Annotated in this window: 13 protein-coding genes; 7 read left to right on the top strand and 6 right to left on the bottom strand. The window is 71.7% G+C overall.

Going from position 1 to position 17,017, the window contains the following annotated elements:
• The first annotated feature begins 51 nt into the window (after positions 1–51).
• Together RT054_RS00170 and RT054_RS00165 are read left to right on the top strand one after the other, a co-directional pair.
• Positions 52–720: a response regulator transcription factor gene (locus RT054_RS00170; RefSeq protein ID WP_312721152.1), complete on the top strand. Its 669-nt coding sequence runs from the start codon at positions 52–54 to the stop codon at positions 718–720.
• On the top strand, positions 717–2,369 hold the full coding sequence (locus tag RT054_RS00165) for an ATP-binding protein (RefSeq protein ID WP_313021439.1): 1,653 nt from the start codon (positions 717–719) through the stop codon (positions 2,367–2,369). The genes RT054_RS00170 and RT054_RS00165 overlap by 4 nt, the downstream gene beginning before the upstream one ends.
• Positions 2,370–2,413: 44 nt before the next feature.
• Here RT054_RS00165 and RT054_RS00160 read toward each other — a convergent pair whose 3' ends face one another.
• The 4 genes from RT054_RS00160 to RT054_RS00145 form a co-directional block, all read right to left on the bottom strand.
• Positions 2,414–2,941 (bottom strand): MarR family transcriptional regulator, encoded by a 528-nt coding sequence (locus RT054_RS00160; protein WP_312721156.1) that lies wholly within the window; start codon positions 2,939–2,941, stop codon positions 2,414–2,416.
• Between the two features lie 78 nt (positions 2,942–3,019).
• Positions 3,020–4,351 carry an acyltransferase gene (locus tag RT054_RS00155; RefSeq protein ID WP_313021438.1) on the bottom strand — a complete coding sequence of 444 codons (1,332 nt, stop codon included), beginning with the start codon at positions 4,349–4,351 and terminating at the stop codon, positions 3,020–3,022.
• Between the two features lie 287 nt (positions 4,352–4,638).
• A complete protein-coding gene (gene meaB / locus RT054_RS00150; RefSeq protein ID WP_312721159.1) occupies positions 4,639–5,598 on the bottom strand; it encodes a methylmalonyl Co-A mutase-associated GTPase MeaB in 960 nt (319 codons plus the stop codon).
• Between the two features lie 132 nt (positions 5,599–5,730).
• On the bottom strand, positions 5,731–6,939 hold the full coding sequence (locus tag RT054_RS00145; protein WP_313021436.1) for an acetyl-CoA C-acetyltransferase: 1,209 nt from the start codon (positions 6,937–6,939) through the stop codon (positions 5,731–5,733).
• A 354-nt stretch (positions 6,940–7,293) separates the two neighbouring features.
• Here RT054_RS00145 and mce point away from each other — a divergent pair, with 354 nt between their 5' ends.
• Complete coding sequence (mce, locus tag RT054_RS00140) at positions 7,294–7,731, top strand: methylmalonyl-CoA epimerase (RefSeq protein ID WP_312720181.1); 438 nt, start codon at positions 7,294–7,296, stop codon at positions 7,729–7,731.
• Between the two features lie 321 nt (positions 7,732–8,052).
• A complete protein-coding gene (gene ccrA, locus RT054_RS00135; RefSeq protein ID WP_312720183.1) occupies positions 8,053–9,393 on the top strand; it encodes a crotonyl-CoA carboxylase/reductase in 1,341 nt (446 codons plus the stop codon).
• A 474-nt stretch (positions 9,394–9,867) separates the two neighbouring features.
• On the opposite strand, the gene RT054_RS00130 is transcribed toward ccrA, so the two are convergent.
• Positions 9,868–10,170 (bottom strand): hypothetical protein, encoded by a 303-nt coding sequence (locus RT054_RS00130; RefSeq protein WP_312720185.1) that lies wholly within the window; start codon positions 10,168–10,170, stop codon positions 9,868–9,870.
• Positions 10,171–10,235: 65 nt separating this feature from the next.
• Between RT054_RS00130 and RT054_RS00125 the strand changes: the two genes are divergently transcribed.
• Positions 10,236–12,416 (top strand): hypothetical protein, encoded by a 2,181-nt coding sequence (locus RT054_RS00125; RefSeq protein ID WP_313021435.1) that lies wholly within the window; start codon positions 10,236–10,238, stop codon positions 12,414–12,416.
• 166 nt (positions 12,417–12,582) lie between these two features.
• Here the strand turns inward: RT054_RS00125 and RT054_RS00120 are convergent, their stop codons facing one another.
• The gene (locus RT054_RS00120; RefSeq protein ID WP_313021434.1) at positions 12,583–14,358 is read right to left on the bottom strand and encodes a 3-hydroxybutyryl-CoA dehydrogenase; all 1,776 of its coding nucleotides are present in this window, start codon (positions 14,356–14,358) and stop codon (positions 12,583–12,585) included.
• A 173-nt stretch (positions 14,359–14,531) separates the two neighbouring features.
• On the opposite strand from RT054_RS00120, the gene nucS reads away from it, so the two are divergent.
• Both nucS and RT054_RS00110 read left to right on the top strand, forming a co-directional pair.
• Entirely contained in the window at positions 14,532–15,236 is a 705-nt protein-coding gene (gene nucS / locus RT054_RS00115) for an endonuclease NucS (protein WP_313021433.1), read from the top strand.
• Between the two features lie 195 nt (positions 15,237–15,431).
• Positions 15,432–16,985 (top strand): gamma-glutamyltransferase, encoded by a 1,554-nt coding sequence (locus RT054_RS00110; protein WP_313021431.1) that lies wholly within the window; start codon positions 15,432–15,434, stop codon positions 16,983–16,985.
• Positions 16,986–17,017 lie beyond the last annotated feature (32 nt).

Below are 17,017 nucleotides of genomic sequence, written 5' to 3'. Positions count from 1 at the left end.
ACGTGGTGGCGCGCTCGCCGGACCCACGGCGACCGTGGGAACCTGGAGGACATGCGGGTGCTCGTGGTCGACGACGAACCGGGCATGACCCGCGCCCTGCGTCGGGGTCTCACCGCGGAGGGGTTCGTCGTCGAGATCGCCCACGACGGCCCGACCGGGCTCCAGGCCGCGCGCTTCGGCGAATTCGACGCCGTCCTGCTCGACATCATGCTGCCGGGCATGTCGGGGTACGACGTCGTCCGCACCCTGCGCGCGGAGGACAACTGGGTGCCCGTCCTCATGGTCTCGGCCAAGGACGGGGAGTACGACCAGGCCGACGGACTCGACTGCGGCGCCGACGACTACCTCGTCAAGCCCGTCTCGTTCGTCGTCCTCGTGGCCCGTCTGCGCGCCCTGCTGCGCCGCGCGCCCGCGCCCCGGCCGGTCCTCCTCGAGGCCGCCGGGGTCAGCCTCGACCCGGCGAGCCGGGACGTCACCGTCGACGGCGACGACATCGCCCTCTCCACCCGTGAGGCCGCCCTCCTCGAACACCTGCTCCGCGCCCACCCACGGCCCGTCTCCAAGGAACGACTCCTCGACGACATCTGGGCCGGGGCGAGTGCGGACCCCAACGTCGTCGAGGCCTACGTCGGTCACCTCCGCCGCAAGATCGGTCGCGCCCGCATCACGACGGTCCGCGGTCTCGGTTATCGCCTCACCGCCTCCGACGACGGCGCATGAGCGCCGGCATCCGCACCCGCATCGTCGGGACGACGACCGCCGTCCTCTGCCTCGCCCTCCTGCTCGGCGCCGCCGTGCTCGCGGCGGGGACGTGGTGGGCGGAGCGTGCCGCGGTCGACGCCGGGCTGCGCTCGGTGGCCGCGGACGTCGCGACGCTCGTCGAGGAGAACCGCCTGCCCGTCGTCCTCCCGGTCTCGGGGGCGCGATACGTGCAGGTCGTCGACGGTGAGGGCGCCGTCGTCTCGGCCTCGGCGTCGGCCGACCGGCTCACCGCACTGGTGTCGCGCGAGGAGATCGTCGAGGCGCGCGAGGCGCCGATCGAGGTCCCGGCCTCCCGGATCGCGGAATCGGGACGCCTTCGCGTGCTCGCGCTCGCGGCCGGTCCGGAGTCCCGGCAGCGCACGGTCGTCGTCGCCGTGCCCGTCGAGCCCGCCTCGCAGACCCAGCGCGGCCTGTGGCTCGGGTTGGCGATCGGGGTGCCCCTTCTGCTCCTCGTCTCGGGATGGCTCCTCGCCCGCGCCGTCGGGGCGGCCCTCGCCCCCGTCGAGCGCCTCCGCGCCGGCGCCGACCGCATCGGCGCCGCGCGCCTCGAACCGGATCGCGAGGGTACCCCGAGCCCGGACGACGCACGCGAGCGCGACTCGCGGCGCCTCCCCGTCCCGGAGCCGAGGGACGAGATCAGGGCGCTCGCGCTCACCCTCAACCGCATGCTCGACCGCCTCGACGCCGCGGACGCGACGCGGCGACGTTTCGTCGCCGACGCCGCGCACGAGTTGCGCAGCCCCGTCGCGAGCCTGCGGATGCAGGTCGAGGTCGCCGCCCGCCTCGGCGAGGACGGCGACCTGCCCGCCGACCTGCTTCCCGACGTCGAGAGACTCACCCGCCTCGTCGACGACCTGCTCCTGCTCGCGCGGGCCGACTCCGACGACGCCCCCCGACACCCGACGACGGTCGACTGCGGCGACCTGGTCGGCCGCGTCGTCGAGCGCTACGACGGGGCGCGCGTCCCGGTCTCCCCCGGGGCCGAGACCGATGGGGTGTTCCTCGTGCACGTCGACGCCCTCAGCCTCGACCGCGCCCTCGTCAACCTCCTCGACAACGCCGTCCGCCACGCGAGGACACGGGTGTCGGTGAGTGTGCGTCACGCCGACGCCGACGACCGCGCCGACGCCGACCACCGCGCCGCCGTCGACCACCGCGCCGCCGTCGAGGACCGCGCCGCCGTCGAGGACCGCGCCGCCGTCGAGGACCGCGCCGCCGACGAGGCCGGAGGTGCCTCAGTCGCGGGCTCGACCGTGCCGACCCGGCGCGCCGTCCTCATCGAGATCGTCGACGACGGCGCCGGCATCCCCGCGGCCGACCGGGTGCGCGTGTTCGACCGCTTCACCCGCCTCGACGAGGCGAGGGATCGCGATGCGGGTGGCAGCGGGCTCGGGTTGCCGATCGTCGCGGAGATCCTCCGCCGGGAGGGCGGGTCGGTCTCGCTCCACGACCGCCCCGACGGCGGGCCCGGACTCCTCGTCCGGGTGTGGCTCCCCCGCGCCGACGACCCGGCCGGCGCACCCGACTCCCCACCTGCGACCTCGCCACTCCCCCTCCCTCGAACCGGAGGCGGCCTCTCGCACCGGAAGGGGGGGCCTCCGCTGTGAGAGCCCGCCTCCGGTTCGAGGGAGGGACGTCGACGTGAGCGGACTCAGGCGTCCTGGGGCGAGGCGACGTCGCCGTGGCCGACGCGGATCTTCTCGAGAAGCCGGAAGAGCTCGACCCGTTCGGCGCCGGTGAGTGCGGAGACACCGAACCCCGCGTCGACGAGGCGCTGCATCCCCTTCTCGACTGCCGCGCGGCCGGCGGGGGTGATGACCGCGAGGGTGCCGCGGCCGTCGTCGGGGTTGGGGATGCGCTCGACGTACCCCTGCGCCTCCAACCGGCGGACGAGACTCGTCGCACTCGTCGGATGCACCATGAGGCGCTCCCCCACGATGCTCATCGGTTGACGTCCCTCACGGCTGAACGTGAGGAGCACGAGGGCCTCGAACCGCGCGAACGTGAGGTCGACCTCCGCGAGGAGCCCGTCGAAATCGGCGAGGAGGAGTTGCTGCACGCGCATCACCGAGGTCGCCGTGGCCATCGACTGCGGCGCCGACGCCCTCCCCCAGGTGCGCTCCCACAACACCGCCGCCCGGCGGATCGGGTCGAACGCCAGAGTGCGGGGAGTCTTCATGCAGGTCAGCCTACGGTTCTCAGGCGATGCGACCGAACCACCACCGGCGCTCCGCCGCCGCCCATCGGCTGGCACGCCTCATCGCCGGCGAGGCCTCGCCGTGGCACGACCCGAGGAGCGGGTCCGGAGCACTCCGGCGCCGTGCGCCGCCTGTCGCACGGTCGCCGGCGACCCCTCGGGCCTCCCCGTCGGCACGGTGGGACGCGGCGTCTGACCGCCGGACGCGGCGGAGGCCTCGGGCTGCGAGGACGTCTCCGGCGTCGGCTCCACGTCGTCGACCTGCAGCGGCGGTGCGTAGTCGCCGCGATGCAGGTGGCGCCACCGACCGAGGCCGAGCGGCGGGCGGGGCGGAACGGTGAGACTCACCGGCTTCTCGACGACGAGGAACAGCACCGTGGCGACCACCCACGTCGGGACGAGCGTGACGACGGACATGACCCAGAACGCCGCGTCCCCGTGGAATCGTTCGGGCAGGAGCCTGCTGGCCATGAGGAACACGAACTGGATCGTGAGGCTGTGGATGAGGTAGTAGGAGTAGCTCATGTTGCCCCACCACCGCAGGGGGCGCGCTGACAGCAGCACGTTGAGGGGGCCTCGACCGGCCGCGCGCAGGGCGATGGAGACGAAGATCCCGAACGTCACGGCGAGCGTGAGCACGTGCAGAGCGTTGCCGACCGGTCCGCCCAACTGCGGCAGGATGGCGGGTTTGAGGTACCCCGGATCGAACACGAAGGCCAGCGCGAGACCGGAGACGAGCACCGCCAGAGCCCCCCACTCGGCACTCACCCGAGCCGGCGCACGCGACTCACGACGATGGAGCACCTCGTACACGACGATGCCGGAGACGAACATGATGAGCCGGGTGCGGAGGGACTCGCGGTCGAGACAGTGGACGAACCACATCGTTCCGAGTGCGACGAAGAAGGTGACGCGCCACGGACTCGCCCACCGACGCATCGCCAGCACGCCCACGACCAGCGGGATCGTGAGGTAGTAGAACACCTCGAAGCTGAGCGACCAGGTGACGACGTTGAGCGGTGGGATCTCGAAGATTCCCGGGAGGAGAAGGAGGTTGGCTCCGAGGTAGAGGGCGGCCGGAACGGCGCCGTCGGGGATCTTGCTCTCCGACGGCACGAGCATCGACAGGACCACGTACAGACAGAACACGGCGAAGAACGTCGGGTAGATGCGCCGCAGTCGGCGGCGCATGTACAGGGGGTAGTGCAGCGCGCGGCGGATCACGCCGCCGTAGATGAGATACCCGGACAGGACGAAGAACAGGTCGACGCCGCTGTGCCCGATGCCGTACACCACGTCGGCGAGGCCCTGCGTGAGCGGACCGCGACTCCAGGCGTCGTAGATCGCCGTGAAGTGGACGCCGAAGACGAGCAGGACGGCGAATCCGCGCATCCCCTCCATCGTGTAGCTGCGCGAGGGGTCGTGGGGGGCCAGTTCGTAGACGCCGGCGAGGCGTTCGTCAGATGCGAGGACACCGCTGCTCCTGAGGGGCCGGGCTCGTGTCCACGCAGTCGCGCGTGACTCCCGAGCGGGGCGAGTGCACGTCGAGGGAAGGGTCGTGATCTCTCGACATGGCGGCACGCCGCCTGTGCATCTTAGTCCCCCAACGGAATCCAGGTGCGCAGGGCGAGGGCCGACCGCTCGCTCCACCGCCGACGACGCGGTCGTCGGCGGTGTGCTCAGGTGAGGGCGGCGAGGATCTCGTCGGACGCGCGGAAGGGGTCGGTCTCGCCCGCGACGACGGCGGCGGAGAGGTCGTCGATGGCGTTCCCGCCGCGCAGATCACCCATCCGTGCGCGCAACTGGCCGAGCACGATCGCCTCGATCTCGTCGGCGGCACGGGCGCGGCGGCGGCGCTCGAGCTCACCGTGTTCGGTCATCCACGCGAAGTGCTTCTCGATGCCCTCGAGGACCTCGTCGATGCCCTCCATGCGGTCGGCGATCGTCTTGAGGACCGGCGGACGCCAGAGGTGCGGCTCGGTGCGGTCGCCGAGGCTGATCATGTGCCGGATGTCGCGGACCGTGGCGTCGGCACCCTCACGGTCGGCCTTGTTGACGACGAACACGTCGCCGATCTCGAGGATGCCGGCCTTGGCGGCCTGGATGCCGTCGCCCATCCCCGGGGCGAGGAGGACGAGCGTCGTGTCGGCCATGCCGACGATCTCGACCTCGCTCTGCCCCACGCCGACCGTCTCGACGAGGATGACGTCACAGCCCGCCGCATCGAGGACCCGTAGGGCCTGGGGCGTCGCCGACGAGAGGCCACCGAGGTGCCCGCGGCTCGCGAGGGAACGGATGTAGACCTCGGGATCGAGGGCGTGATCCTGCATCCGGACGCGGTCGCCGAGGAGGGCCCCGCCGGAGAACGGCGAACTCGGGTCCACCGCGAGCACACCGACCCGCTTGCCCTGCTTGCGCAGCGCCGTGACGAGGGCATTCGTCGAGGTCGACTTGCCGACCCCGGGGCTGCCGGTGATGCCGAGGACGTGTGCGTTGCCGGTGTGGGGGGCGAGCGCCGCCATGATCTCGCGCAGCGCCGGGTGGGCGTCCTCGACGAGGGAGATGAGCCGCGCGACCGCGCGGGGTGCTCCCTTGCGTGCGGATTCCACGAGTGCCGGGACGTCGACCTGACGGGCCATCGGTGCGCTACCTCTTCGGGGTCGGGGGCGAAGAGAACGGCGGGGTGCGGCGCGGGGCCGCGGCGCCGTCCTGCGGGACGGGGATCCCTGGGACCGGTGGGCGAACCCACCGGTCCCAGCTTGCCCCAGGGATCAGGCCTTCGGGACCCGGACGATCAACGCGTCGCCCTGACCGCCACCGCCGCACAGCCCCGCGGCGCCGACACCGCCGCCGCGACGACGCAGTTCCTTGGCGAGGTGGAGGGTGATGCGGGCGCCGGACATGCCGATCGGGTGCCCCATGGCGATCGCCCCGCCGTTGACGTTGACCGCGTCGTCGGAGACGCCCAGGGACCGCGCGGAGGCCACACCCACCGCGGCGAACGCCTCGTTGATCTCGACGAGGTCGAGGTCGGAGGGCTCGATGCCCTCCTTGCGGCAGGCGGCGACGATCGCGTCGGACGGCTGGTTCTGCAGGCTCGAGTCCGGCCCGGCGACGTTGCCGTGGGCGCCGATCTCGGCGAGCCACTCCAGGCCGAGCTCCTCGGCCTTGGCCTTGCTCATGACGACGACCGCACACGCGCCGTCGGAGATCTGCGAGGCCGACCCGGCGGTGACCGTGCCCTCCTTGCCGAACGCCGGGCGCAGCTTGCCGAGGGTCTCGACGGTGGTCTCGGGGCGGATGCCCTCGTCCTTGGTGAACTGGACCGGGTCGCCCTTGCGCTGCGGGATCGACACCGGGACGATCTCGTCGTCGAAGAGCCCCTTCTCGGCCGCGGCCGCCGCGCGCTGGTGGCTCGCGGCGGAGAACGCGTCCTGCTCCTCGCGGCTCACCTCCTGCTCACCCGTGTTGGCGGCCTCGGTGAGGTGACCCATGCCCTGGTCGGTGAAGGCGTCCCACAGACCGTCGAAGTCCATGTGGTCCTTCATCGTGACGTTGCCGTACTTGTACCCGCTGCGGCTGCCGCGGAGCAGATGCGGCGCCTGCGACATCGACTCCTGGCCGCCGGCGACGACGACGTCGAACTCGCCCGCGCGGATGAGCTGGTCGGCGAGCGCGATGGCGTCGATGCCCGAGAGGCACACCTTGTTGATGGTGAGGGCCGGGACCCCCATCGGGATGCCGGCCTTGACCGCGGCCTGGCGGGCGGGGATCTGGCCGGCGCCGGCGGTGAGGACCTGGCCCATGATCACGTACTCGACCTGCTCGGGCGAGACGCCCGCCTTCTCGAGCGCGCCCTTGATGGCGATCCCGCCGAGGTCGGCACCGGAGAAGCCGGAGAGGGATCCCATGAGGCGGCCGATGGGCGTGCGGGCGCCGTCGACGATGACGCTGGTGGGGCGGGGGGAGGAGTCACTCATGGACAAGCCTTCCGGATCGGCGGCCGCACCGAAGAGGTCTCGGGACGGCCGTGTCGAGTTCGAGGTGTGGTGACGCGCCGCCGGCCTGCACAGGGTCATGACCGGCGGCTGGGCCCCACTGTAGGACCCACCCACGACAACGCTTCCGCGTGCAGGGCGTGACGCCCGTCGCGTCTCGCGAGCCCGCTCACCTGCTGCTGGGGGGCACCGTGAGCGCGTGTGAGCAGCGTCTCGGGGGCCGCCGAGCCACCGGGCCGTCGTCGCCCGCGGCGTGGTGGGACGTCACGGGCCGTTCGTCCTCCGCAGCGCACCGCCCCGTTCCCCTCGGCGCCGGAGCCTCCTAGGCTGGGGGGCATGAGCGCACAGGGACTCTTCACGCACATCGACCACGTCGGCATCGCCGTCCGTGACCTCGACGAGGCCATCGCCTTCTACGAGGAGAAGTACGGCATGACGATGGCCCACCGCGAGGTCAACGAGGAGCAGGGCGTTGCGGAGGCGATGATGGAGGTCGGCGACTCGACCTCCTGCATCCAGCTGCTCGCCCCGCTCAACGAGAAGTCGACGATCGCCAAGTTCCTCGACAAGAGCGGCCCGGGCATCCAGCAGATGGCCTACCGGGTCGAGAACATCGACGAGGTCTGCGCGACGCTGTCCGAGCGCGGCCTGCGCCTGCTCTACCCCGAGCCCAAGCGCGGCACCGCCGGATCGCGCATCAACTTCATCCACCCCAAGGACGCGGGCGGCGTGCTCGTCGAGCTCGTCGAGCCCAACCCCGAGGGCATGCACTGACCCCTCCACTCCCCCGTCACGGCTCCCGCGTCCTGCGATGCGGGAGCCGTTCTCGTTCCGCGTCGGCCCCCTCACCCCCTCATCACGAGCACAGGAGAGCACTCCCGAGCGCGGCCTCCGACCGCCCCCGAGCACCGGGGATGCCTGATTGTGAGACCAGGCTCACCGACCCGGCAGCTTCTCTCCGGGGCCCCGGCGGGGGAAGCTGACAAAAGCGCCGACGTGGGCGACGGCCTCGCGCCAGACCCGCGAGGCGCCGAACAGTGGACGCCGCCCCCCACCTTTGTCCAAGGCGTCCCGACCGACCCACGGAGGACGAGGATGCACGAGATTCGCGAGGCCATTCTGTCGGGCGATCGAACCCAGGAGACGTACGCGGGGTTGGCCCTCCCCGAGTCGTTCGAGGCCGTCGTCGTGCGCAAGGACGAGGTCGACATGTTCGAGGGCCGCGCGAGCCGGGACAAGGACCCCCGCGAGAGCCTTCACGTCGACGAGGTGGCCCTGCCGGAGCTCGCCCCCGGTGAGGCCCTCGTGGCCGTCATGGCCAGCGCCGTCAACTACAACACCGTGTGGACCTCGATCTTCGAGCCGGTCTCGACGTTCGGGTTCCTCGAGCGCTACGGCCGCACCTCCGAGGCCGCCAAGCGTCACGACCTGCCCTACCACATCGTCGGGTCCGACCTCTCCGGCGTCGTCCTGCGCACCGGCCCCGGCGTGCACCTGTGGAAGCCGGGCCAGGAGTGCGTCGCGCACTGTCTCTCGGTCGAGCTCGAGCACCACGACGGCCACAACGACACGATGCTCGACCCCGAGCAGCGCATCTGGGGCTTCGAGACCAACTTCGGTGGTCTCGCTCAGCTCGCGATCGTCAAGGCCAACCAGCTCATGCCCAAGCCCGAGCACCTCACGTGGGAGGAGGCGGCCTGCCCCGGTCTCGTCAACTCGACGGCGTACCGCCAGCTCATCAGCAAGAACGGCGCGGCGATGAAGCTCGGCGACCGCGTCCTCATCTGGGGTGCGAGCGGTGGCCTCGGGTCCTACGCCACCCAGATGGCACTGGCCGGTGGCGCCACCCCGGTCTGCGTCGTGTCCTCCCCCGAGAAGGCCGAGATCTGCCGCTCCATGGGAGCCGAGCTCGTCCTCGACCGTCGTGAGAAGGACTACAAGTTCTGGAACGACGACTACACCGAGCAGAACCCCAAGGAGTGGAAGCGGTTCGGCAAGGACATCCGCGAACTCACGAACGGCCACGACGTCGACCTCGTCTTCGAGCACCCCGGACGTGAGACCTTCGGTGCCTCGGTCTACGTGACCCGCAAGGGCGGCACTATCACGACGTGTGCGTCGACCTCGGGTTACATGCACGAGTACGACAACCGCTACCTGTGGATGAACCTCAAGCGCATCGTCTCCAGCCACTTCGCCAACTACCGCGAGGCCTGGGAGGCCAACAGCCTCATCCGCCGCGGCCTCATCCAGCCCACCCTGAGCAAGACCTACGCGATGACGGACGTGGGCCAGGCCGCCTACGACGTGCACAAGAACGCCCACCAGGGCAAGGTCGGCGTCCTCTGCCTGGCCCCCGAGGAGGGGCTCGGCGTGAGCAACCCGGAGCGTCGCGACCAGCTCATCGACAAGATCAACCGGTTCCGCAACGTCTGAGCGTCTGAGCGTCTGAGCGTCTGAGCGTCTGAGTGTCTGAGCGTCTGAGCGTCTGAGCGTCTGAGGACGGTCGCAGGCCCGTCACCCCGACTCGGGGTGACGGGCCTCGCCATGTCCGAAGGACGGCTCCCTCCCCGCGCCGGTGCTCCTCCCCTCGGAGGAGCACCGCGTGGGTCCCGGACGCGCGGCGTGGGTCTCGGACTGGCGGCCGTATCTCGCGAGCGCGACGTCGGCGACCGGCTCCACAGCGCACCCCCTCCGCACCCGGCGCAGATCAGCACACGGCGCCTCCACACGCGGCGCCGTAGTAGGCTCACGGGAGCCGCCGGGCACGGACGCACCTCGCGACCCGTCCCGTCCGGGCCGCCTCCACATCCGTCGTCTCGCGCGCCGGGTGCGGTCGAGACGCCTCCCGCGGCCACCGTCGAAGTCGGCTCACTGCAACCCTGGGGGGATCAGGTGCGTTCTCGCGCGTCAGCGGAGGGTCCCCCTCGGGGGCCGCTGGTGTCGGGCCCGCCAACACGACGTGTGCCAGTGGCGCCGCTCCTCCACGCCGCTCAGCAACCCCGTCTCGGGCCAGGCGACGACGTGGGACACCCCACCCGAGAACGTCTGTGCGCACCCGGGGCACACGTACCGCCGCGAGGGGTCGCGACCGGTCACCTCCCGCACCGTCCACGGTCGGCCGTCGAAATCCTCCCGGTACTCGCGCAGATCACGCAGGAAGAGTCCGGGAGGGGGGCGGCGTTCTTCGCGGCGGCGGTTGGCTCGGGGCACGGCCCCATTCTCGCAACGGCGGCGCGGGCCCGCGTGGTCGCCCGTCCCCCTACCAGGAGCGCTCGATGAGTCCTGCCCCGCGCCCGTCCAGGCGGCAATTCCTCACGACCGGTCTCCTGGCCGCCGGGTCGGCCGCCGCGCTCTCCGCCTGCTCCGCACCCGCCGACTCCGCGACTCCGGTGCCGACGATCACCCCGGTGCCGCCCACCGATGTCGGGATACCCACGACGGGACCGGCCGGTGACTCCTGGGCTCCGCAGCCCCTCGACGCCGGCGCACTGTCGGTCCTCGCCGCTCAACGCGGCGACAGGCTGCTGCTGCACACCGTCGGCGGCGACCGCGACTTCTGGGCCGGGGTCGGCCTGTCCGCCGCCCTCCCGGGTCACCTGCGCACCGACCACGCGCCCGGCGTCGGCGACTACCGCCGATGGTTCGGTCTCATGGCCGAACTCGGCGTGCGCCTGGTCCGCCTCGACACCCTGGAGGCCCCGGCGTTGTACGAGGCCCTCGCCTCCCACAACGACGCGACGCCCGAATCACCCCTCTACCTGCTCCAGGGGGTGAGCGTCCCCGCGCTCGCCGCCACCACCGGCCGGGCCCGGTCCTTCGCCGAACACACGAAGGAGATGAGCGCCGCGATCGCCGACGCGAGCGCCGCGATCCACGGCGACCTTCGCCGCAGGGACACCTCCGTCACGCCGCGCGGTTCGTGGTCGGCCGACGTCTCGCCCTGGGTGGCGGCCTGGCTCGTCGGCGCGTCGTGGAACCCCGACGCCGTCCTCGTCACCGACCGGGGGGCGAGCAGCTCCGCACCGTTCTCGGGGCGGTACTTCATGACGATGCCCGGCGCGACCGCCACCGAGCGGTGGATCGCCGCGCGCATGGAGGAGCTCGCCGCGCACGAGGCGAAGCGAGGCTGCTGTGTGCCCATCGGCGCCGCCAACCACCCGGCGACCGACCCGCTGACCCACCCCGAGGAACCGAACGCCGACGAGGACCGGGTCGGCGTCGACGTCAACCACATCGGTGTCCTCACCGCCTGGCCCGCGGGCACCTTCGCGGCCTACACGGCGATGCCGTACGACCCCACGTTCCTGCGTCACCAGGCGTCGTACGCCGAGAGCGACGACCCCTACCGGGCCTACCTGCAGGACCTGCGCACGCACCACTCGAGCCTGCCGTTGCTCATCACCGAGACGGGCGTCCCGTCCTCGCTCGGGCAGAGCAACCTCGGCGCCAACGACCGCAACGAGGGGTTCCTCTCCGAACAGCAGATGATGAAGGTCGACGCCGACCTGCTCACGATGCTGCGCGATCTCGGCTGTACCGGCGGCCTCCTCTCCGCGTGGAACGACGACTGGTCGGCGAGTTCACGACCGACGGCGCCGCGCGTCGAGAAGATCCCGCCTGCACGGCGGGCGTTGTGGCACGACCCCCTCACGAGCGGTCAGTGGTTCGGCCTCCTCGCCCACGACGTCGCGCGCGGGGGGCAGAAGGTCGTCCACGACGCACCCACGGACGAGATGACGCGGGTCGTCACCGACCATGACGCCGCGTACCTCTATCTCACGTTCTACTTCACCCGCCGCGTCACCTCCCCCGTCGACGTCGGCTTCGACCTCTACGGCTCCGACGGTCTGCGGCTGCCCGGCGGTTCGGGAGACCCCAAGTACGACGTCGCGCTCCAGCTCGTCCCCACGATGAGCACGGTGACGATGTACGTGCGGCGGACGCTCGACCCCACCCGCCTCGACGGACTCCCCTCCCTGTTCCTCCCGCGAGCCACGCTGCGCGGGTGGGTGGATCAGCAGCTCACCCTGTCGGGCCCCGTGGAGTCCCCCGGTGGCGACGACGTCGTCCCGGCCGAGATGCAGCGCGTCGGCGAGCTCGTCATGGGGTCGTGGGATCCCACCGACCAGGGGTTCGACTCCCGCGCGACGTGGCAGCTCGTGCGCCCCGACCCCATGGCGCCGATGGAATGGCGGGTGCGGCTGCCCTGGTCGATGCTCACGTTCGCCGACCCCACCCGCCGCCTGGGCCTCATCCCCAACCTCGGCGAGCCCACGCTCCTCACCGTGCGAGGCATGGACGTGACGATCGAGTCGAGCACGCCCGGCAGCCCTGCGTCCTTCACCCTGCCGGTCCCCACGTGGGACGACCCCCCGGCGACGACCGAACGCCTCAAGGCCGGGTCCGAGGTCCTCCGGGCGGCGTTCGCCGACACCGCGTCCCACACCGCGGGCTGAGACTCGTCCCGCCGTCCTCCGGGCGGTGGGTCGCCACCGCGGCGCATGCCCCCGTGCGGGGACGAGGCCCTCGGTCGACCACGTCGGCACCACGCCGAGCGCCCCGCCACCTCCCGGGGAGGGAGGTGGCGGGGCGCTCGGTGTGCGGTCCCGGGTGCCGGCGCCCTCAGGCGTAGGTGCGGAACCCGCGGCGGGTCTTGCGCCCGAGGTACCCGGCCTTGACGAGGTGCTCGAGCAGGGGGGCGGGAGCGAAGCCGCGCTCGCGGAATTCGAGGTAGAGCTCCTTCTCGATGGCGAGGGACACGTCGAGGCCGACGGTGTCGAGGAGCTCGAACGGCCCCATCGGGTACCCACACCCGGCCTTCATCGCGAGGTCGATGTCGTCGGTGGTCGCGTAGTGCGCCTCGAGCATCTTGATCGCGTCGTTGAGGTAGGGGAACAGCAGCGAGTTGACGATGAAGCCCGAGCGGTCGGCGCAGTTGACGGCGCGCTTGCCGATCTTGCCGCAGAGGTCGGTGACCGTGTCGACGACGTCGGCCGAGGTCGAGACGGTGGTGACGACCTCGACGAGCTTCATCACCTGGGCGGGGTTGAAGAAGTGCATCCCGATGACGTCGCCGGGCCGGTTCGTCGCCATCGCGACCTGGATGACCGGGAGCGAGGACGTCGTCGTCGCGAGGATGGCACCGGGCTTGCAGATCTCGTCGAGGTTCTCGAACATCGCCTGCTTGATGTCGAGTTCCTCGGCGATGGCCTCGACGACGATGTCGACGTCGGAGAGGTCGTCGAGGGAGTGGCTCGCGATGACGTGGCCGAGGGCCTCGTCCCGGGCCTCCTGGCTGAGCTTGCCGCGCTGGACGCCCTTGTCGAGGCTCTTGGCGAGTTTGGCGAGGGCCGCCTCGGCCTTGGCCTCGCTGCGGGCGACGAACGTCGTGTCGTACCCGGCCTTGGCGAACACCTCGACGATGCCCATCGCCATCGTGCCGCTGCCCGCGACACCGACCTTGCCGATCGGGCGCAGGGACGCGCCGTCGAGGGAGGCCTTCGGAGTGCTCGCGTCGTCGACGACCTTGCCGGAGCCCTTGCCCTCGTAGGTGTAGAAACCGCGCCCGGTCTTTCGGCCGAGCAGACCCGCGGAGATCATGTGCTTGAGCATCGGGGCCGGCGCGTGCAGCTTGTCGCGGCCCTCCTTGTAGATCGTGTCGAGCACCGCGTAGACGACGTCGAGGCCGATGAGGTCGAGGAGCGCGAGCGGACCCATGGGCAGGCCACAGCCGAGGACCATCGCCGCGTCGATGTCCTCACGACTCGCGTACTTGTTCTCGTACATCGCGACGGCGCGGTTGAGGTAGGCGAGGAGCAGCCGGTTGGCGATGAAGCCGGCCTGGTCGCCGACGACGACGGGCTCCTTGCCGAGGCGCCCCGCGAGCGCGCGGACGTCCTCGAGCACGTCGGGGGCCGTGATGACGGTGGCGATGATCTCGACGAGCTTCTGGACCGGGGCCGGGTTGAAGAAGTGCAGGCCGATGACGCGGCTGGGGTGCCGGGTGGCCGTCGCGATGTCGGTGACGGACAGGCTGGAGGTGTTGGTGGCGAGGATCGCGTCCTCGGCGACGATGTCGTCGAGCTTGCCGAACACCTCTCGCTTGAGTTCGATCTGCTCGGGCACGGCCTCGACGACGAGCCCGCACTCGGCGAGCGCCGCGAGGTCGTCGCTGGTCGTGACCCGGTCCAGCAGGGCCTTCTGATCCTCCTCCGTCATCTTTCCGCGCGACACCGCACGGGACGTGGAGGTCTCGAGGTGTTCCCGTCCGCGCTCGACGGCCTCGGCATCCATCTCGATGCCGACGACCTCGAACCCGCTGCGGGCACAGACCTCGACGATGCCGGCACCCATGGTGCCGAGTCCGATCACACCGATCTTCGTGATTTCGCGAGCCATGGGCGGAGTCTCGCAGAACACCGCGGGTCCGTCTGCCCGGTCGCGTTGTGGCGCGGAGCACGTCGGCGACGCCGCCTTGCCTCCCGGCTCCTCGCCGCCGGGGATCCGCCCCCGTCCCACGCTGCTGACCTGGGATCTTCTCCGGTCGGGCCGGCCTGGCCTAGGGTGTGGCGGTGCGTCTGGTCATTGCGAAGTGCAGCGTCGACTACGAGGGTCGTCTCGCGGCCCACCTCCCCCTCGCGACGAGGTTGTTGCTCGTCAAGGCCGACGGCTCGGTGCTCGTGCACAGCGACGGCGGCTCCTACAAGCCGCTGAACTGGATGTCGCCGCCGTGCGCGATGGCCGAGGTCGCCCCGGACGACCTCGAGGCAGACGAGGGCGTCACCTCCGTGTGGGTCGTCCGGCACGCGAAGAGCGACGACCGGTTGCGGATCCGTCTGCACGAGATCCTCCACGACAGCAGCCACGAACTGGGCGTGGATCCCGGTCTCGTCAAGGACGGCGTCGAGGCGCACCTGCAGTCCCTGCTCGCCGAACACATCACGACGCTCGGCGAGGGCTACCGCCTCGTGCGCCGGGAGTACATGACGGCCATCGGCCCGGTCGACATCCTGTGCCGGGACGCCGCGGGCGCCCACGTCGCGGTCGAGATCAAGCGACGCGGCGAGATCGACGGGGTCGAGCAGCTCACCCGCTACCTCGACCTCATGAATCGCGACCCGCACCTGCTCACGGCGGGTCCGGTGCGGGGGGTGTTCGCCGCCCAGGAGATCAAACCGCAGGCCCGCACCCTCGCGGCCGACCGGGGCATCCGGTGCGTCACCCTCGATTACGACGCCCTGCGCGGCCTCGACGACGTCACCGGGCGGCTCTTCTGACCCGGACCCCTCCGGTGTGCGCCGATCGTGTGAGCGGGTCGTCCGAGCCGGCCGGCCACCCCAGGGCCACGCGGGCGCGCCCGGGTGCGAAACTGAACGCCCGACCGTGGTCCGCGCGCCGCCCCCTCGACCCGACGACGCATCGAGGGATCTCTCCGCGGCCACCGGACCCACCACCTCGAGGAGCACGAGCACATGACCCGTCGCCGCGTGGCCGTCGCCGGACCCGCCCAGGAGGCCGTCGAGGCCGCCCGTGACGTCGTCGAGGCCGGGGGGAACGCCGTCGATGCCGCCGTCGCCGCCGTCGTCGTGGCCTCGATCACCGAGGTCGGCATCGTCAGCCCGATGGGCGGGGCGTACATCAACGTGTGGGCGCCGGGCGAGGAGCCCGTCGTCCTCGACGGCAACGTCGAGATGCCCGGCCGCGGCCGCCCGCAGTCCTGGTTCGGCGGCGGCGTCCGCAAGATCTGGATGGACTACTACGGCGGCCTCACCGTCTACGGCGGCCACGCCTCCGTCGCGACCCCCGGCATGTTCGCCGCCCTCGACGAGGCGTCGGTGCGCTGGGGCACGCTGCCGTGGGCCGAACTCCTCGCCCCCGCGATCGACCTCGCCGCCCGCGGCTGGCCGCTCGGGCGGGCCGCCGAATACTACCTGCGCTACAGCGGCGACAACCTCTTCGCCTGGGACCCCCAGACGCACGCGTTCATGACGCAGGGCGGGCACGACGGGCCTCCGCGCCTCGGGGAGATCATGCGCTCGCCGGATCTCGCCGCCTCCCTCACCGCGCTCGCGCGCGACGGCGTCCAGACCCTCTACGGTGGCGAGCTCGGCCGGGTCGTCGCCGACGACATGACCGCGAACGGCGGGTTGCTCTCGATCGAGGACCTCGCGGCGTACCGCACCGCGGTGCGGCCCGTCCTGCGCACCGACCTCGGGCACTGGGACATCGGGGTCAACCCGCCGCCGTCCATCGGCGGTCCGGTGCTCACCGCGATGCTGCGGCTGCTCGCCGATCGCCGTCGACGCAACGGCCACACCGACGCCGCGGACGTCATCGACATCCAGCACACCGTGCTCGCCTACCGCAGTCGCGCCATCGACGCCGCCGAGGATCTCGAGACCGCGGGGCGCGAACTCATCGCCGCCCTCGAGGAGCTCGGCCCCGAGGGTCTCTCCGCCCTGTGCACCTCCCCCGAGACGATCCACGTCTCCGCCGTCGACGAGACCGGCCTCGCCTGCTCGATCACGACGTCGGCGGGCTATGGTTCCGGCCTCACCACCCCCGGCACGGGCCTCATGATGAACAACGCCCTCGGCGAGCCCGAACTCAACCGGCGCGGGCTCCACGCCCTGCGTCCCGGCACCCGACTCGCCTCGAACATGGCGCCCTCGACCGCCCGCCGCTCCGACGGCGCCGTCATGGCCATCGGCAGCCCCGGCGCAGATCGCATCACCACCGCGCTCATGCAGGTCATCGGGGGAATCTGCCTCGACGAGCACCCGTTGCAGGAGGCCATCGACGCTCCCCGCCTGCACGTCGCGTTCGATGAGGCCGGATCCCCGCGCGTCGAACACGAGAGCGGACCCGGCCTCACCGAGGCGCTCGGCGAATGCCCCTACCCCACCGTGGCCCACGACGGCATCGCGATGTACTTCGGCGGTGTCGGCGCGGCGCTCGCCCACGAGGACGGACATCTCGAGGCCGCGGGCGACCCTCGCCGCGTCGCCGGGACCGCCGTCATCTGAGGCCCGATCGGGCACCCCTCGGCGGGTCACCG

The sequence above is a fragment of the Mobilicoccus sp. genome, from assembly GCF_032060985.1.
In the GTDB taxonomy this organism is placed as follows: Bacteria; Actinomycetota; Actinomycetes; order Actinomycetales; family Dermatophilaceae; genus Mobilicoccus.
The sequence above is the reverse complement of the archived record's forward strand: the minus strand, read 5'-3'. Positions and strand labels throughout refer to the sequence as shown.

Bases quoted from the DNA above. Each gene is read 5' to 3' on its own strand.
- ccrA (WP_312720183.1), top strand. From the start codon at position 8,053: ATGCACGAGATTCGCGAGGCCATTCTGTCGGGCGATCGAACCCAGGAG.
- RT054_RS00160 (WP_312721156.1), bottom strand. From the start codon at position 2,941: ATGAAGACTCCCCGCACTCTGGCGTTCGACCCGATCCGCCGGGCGGCG.
- mce (WP_312720181.1), top strand. From the start codon at position 7,294: ATGAGCGCACAGGGACTCTTCACGCACATCGACCACGTCGGCATCGCC.
- RT054_RS00170 (WP_312721152.1), top strand. From the start codon at position 52: ATGCGGGTGCTCGTGGTCGACGACGAACCGGGCATGACCCGCGCCCTG.
- RT054_RS00145 (WP_313021436.1), bottom strand. From the start codon at position 6,939: ATGAGTGACTCCTCCCCCCGCCCCACCAGCGTCATCGTCGACGGCGCC.
- RT054_RS00125 (WP_313021435.1), top strand. From the start codon at position 10,236: ATGAGTCCTGCCCCGCGCCCGTCCAGGCGGCAATTCCTCACGACCGGT.
- RT054_RS00110 (WP_313021431.1), top strand. From the start codon at position 15,432: ATGACCCGTCGCCGCGTGGCCGTCGCCGGACCCGCCCAGGAGGCCGTC.
- meaB (WP_312721159.1), bottom strand. From the start codon at position 5,598: ATGGCCCGTCAGGTCGACGTCCCGGCACTCGTGGAATCCGCACGCAAG.
- RT054_RS00120 (WP_313021434.1), bottom strand. From the start codon at position 14,358: ATGGCTCGCGAAATCACGAAGATCGGTGTGATCGGACTCGGCACCATG.
- RT054_RS00165 (WP_313021439.1), top strand. From the start codon at position 717: ATGAGCGCCGGCATCCGCACCCGCATCGTCGGGACGACGACCGCCGTC.
- RT054_RS00155 (WP_313021438.1), bottom strand. From the start codon at position 4,351: ATGCGCGGATTCGCCGTCCTGCTCGTCTTCGGCGTCCACTTCACGGCG.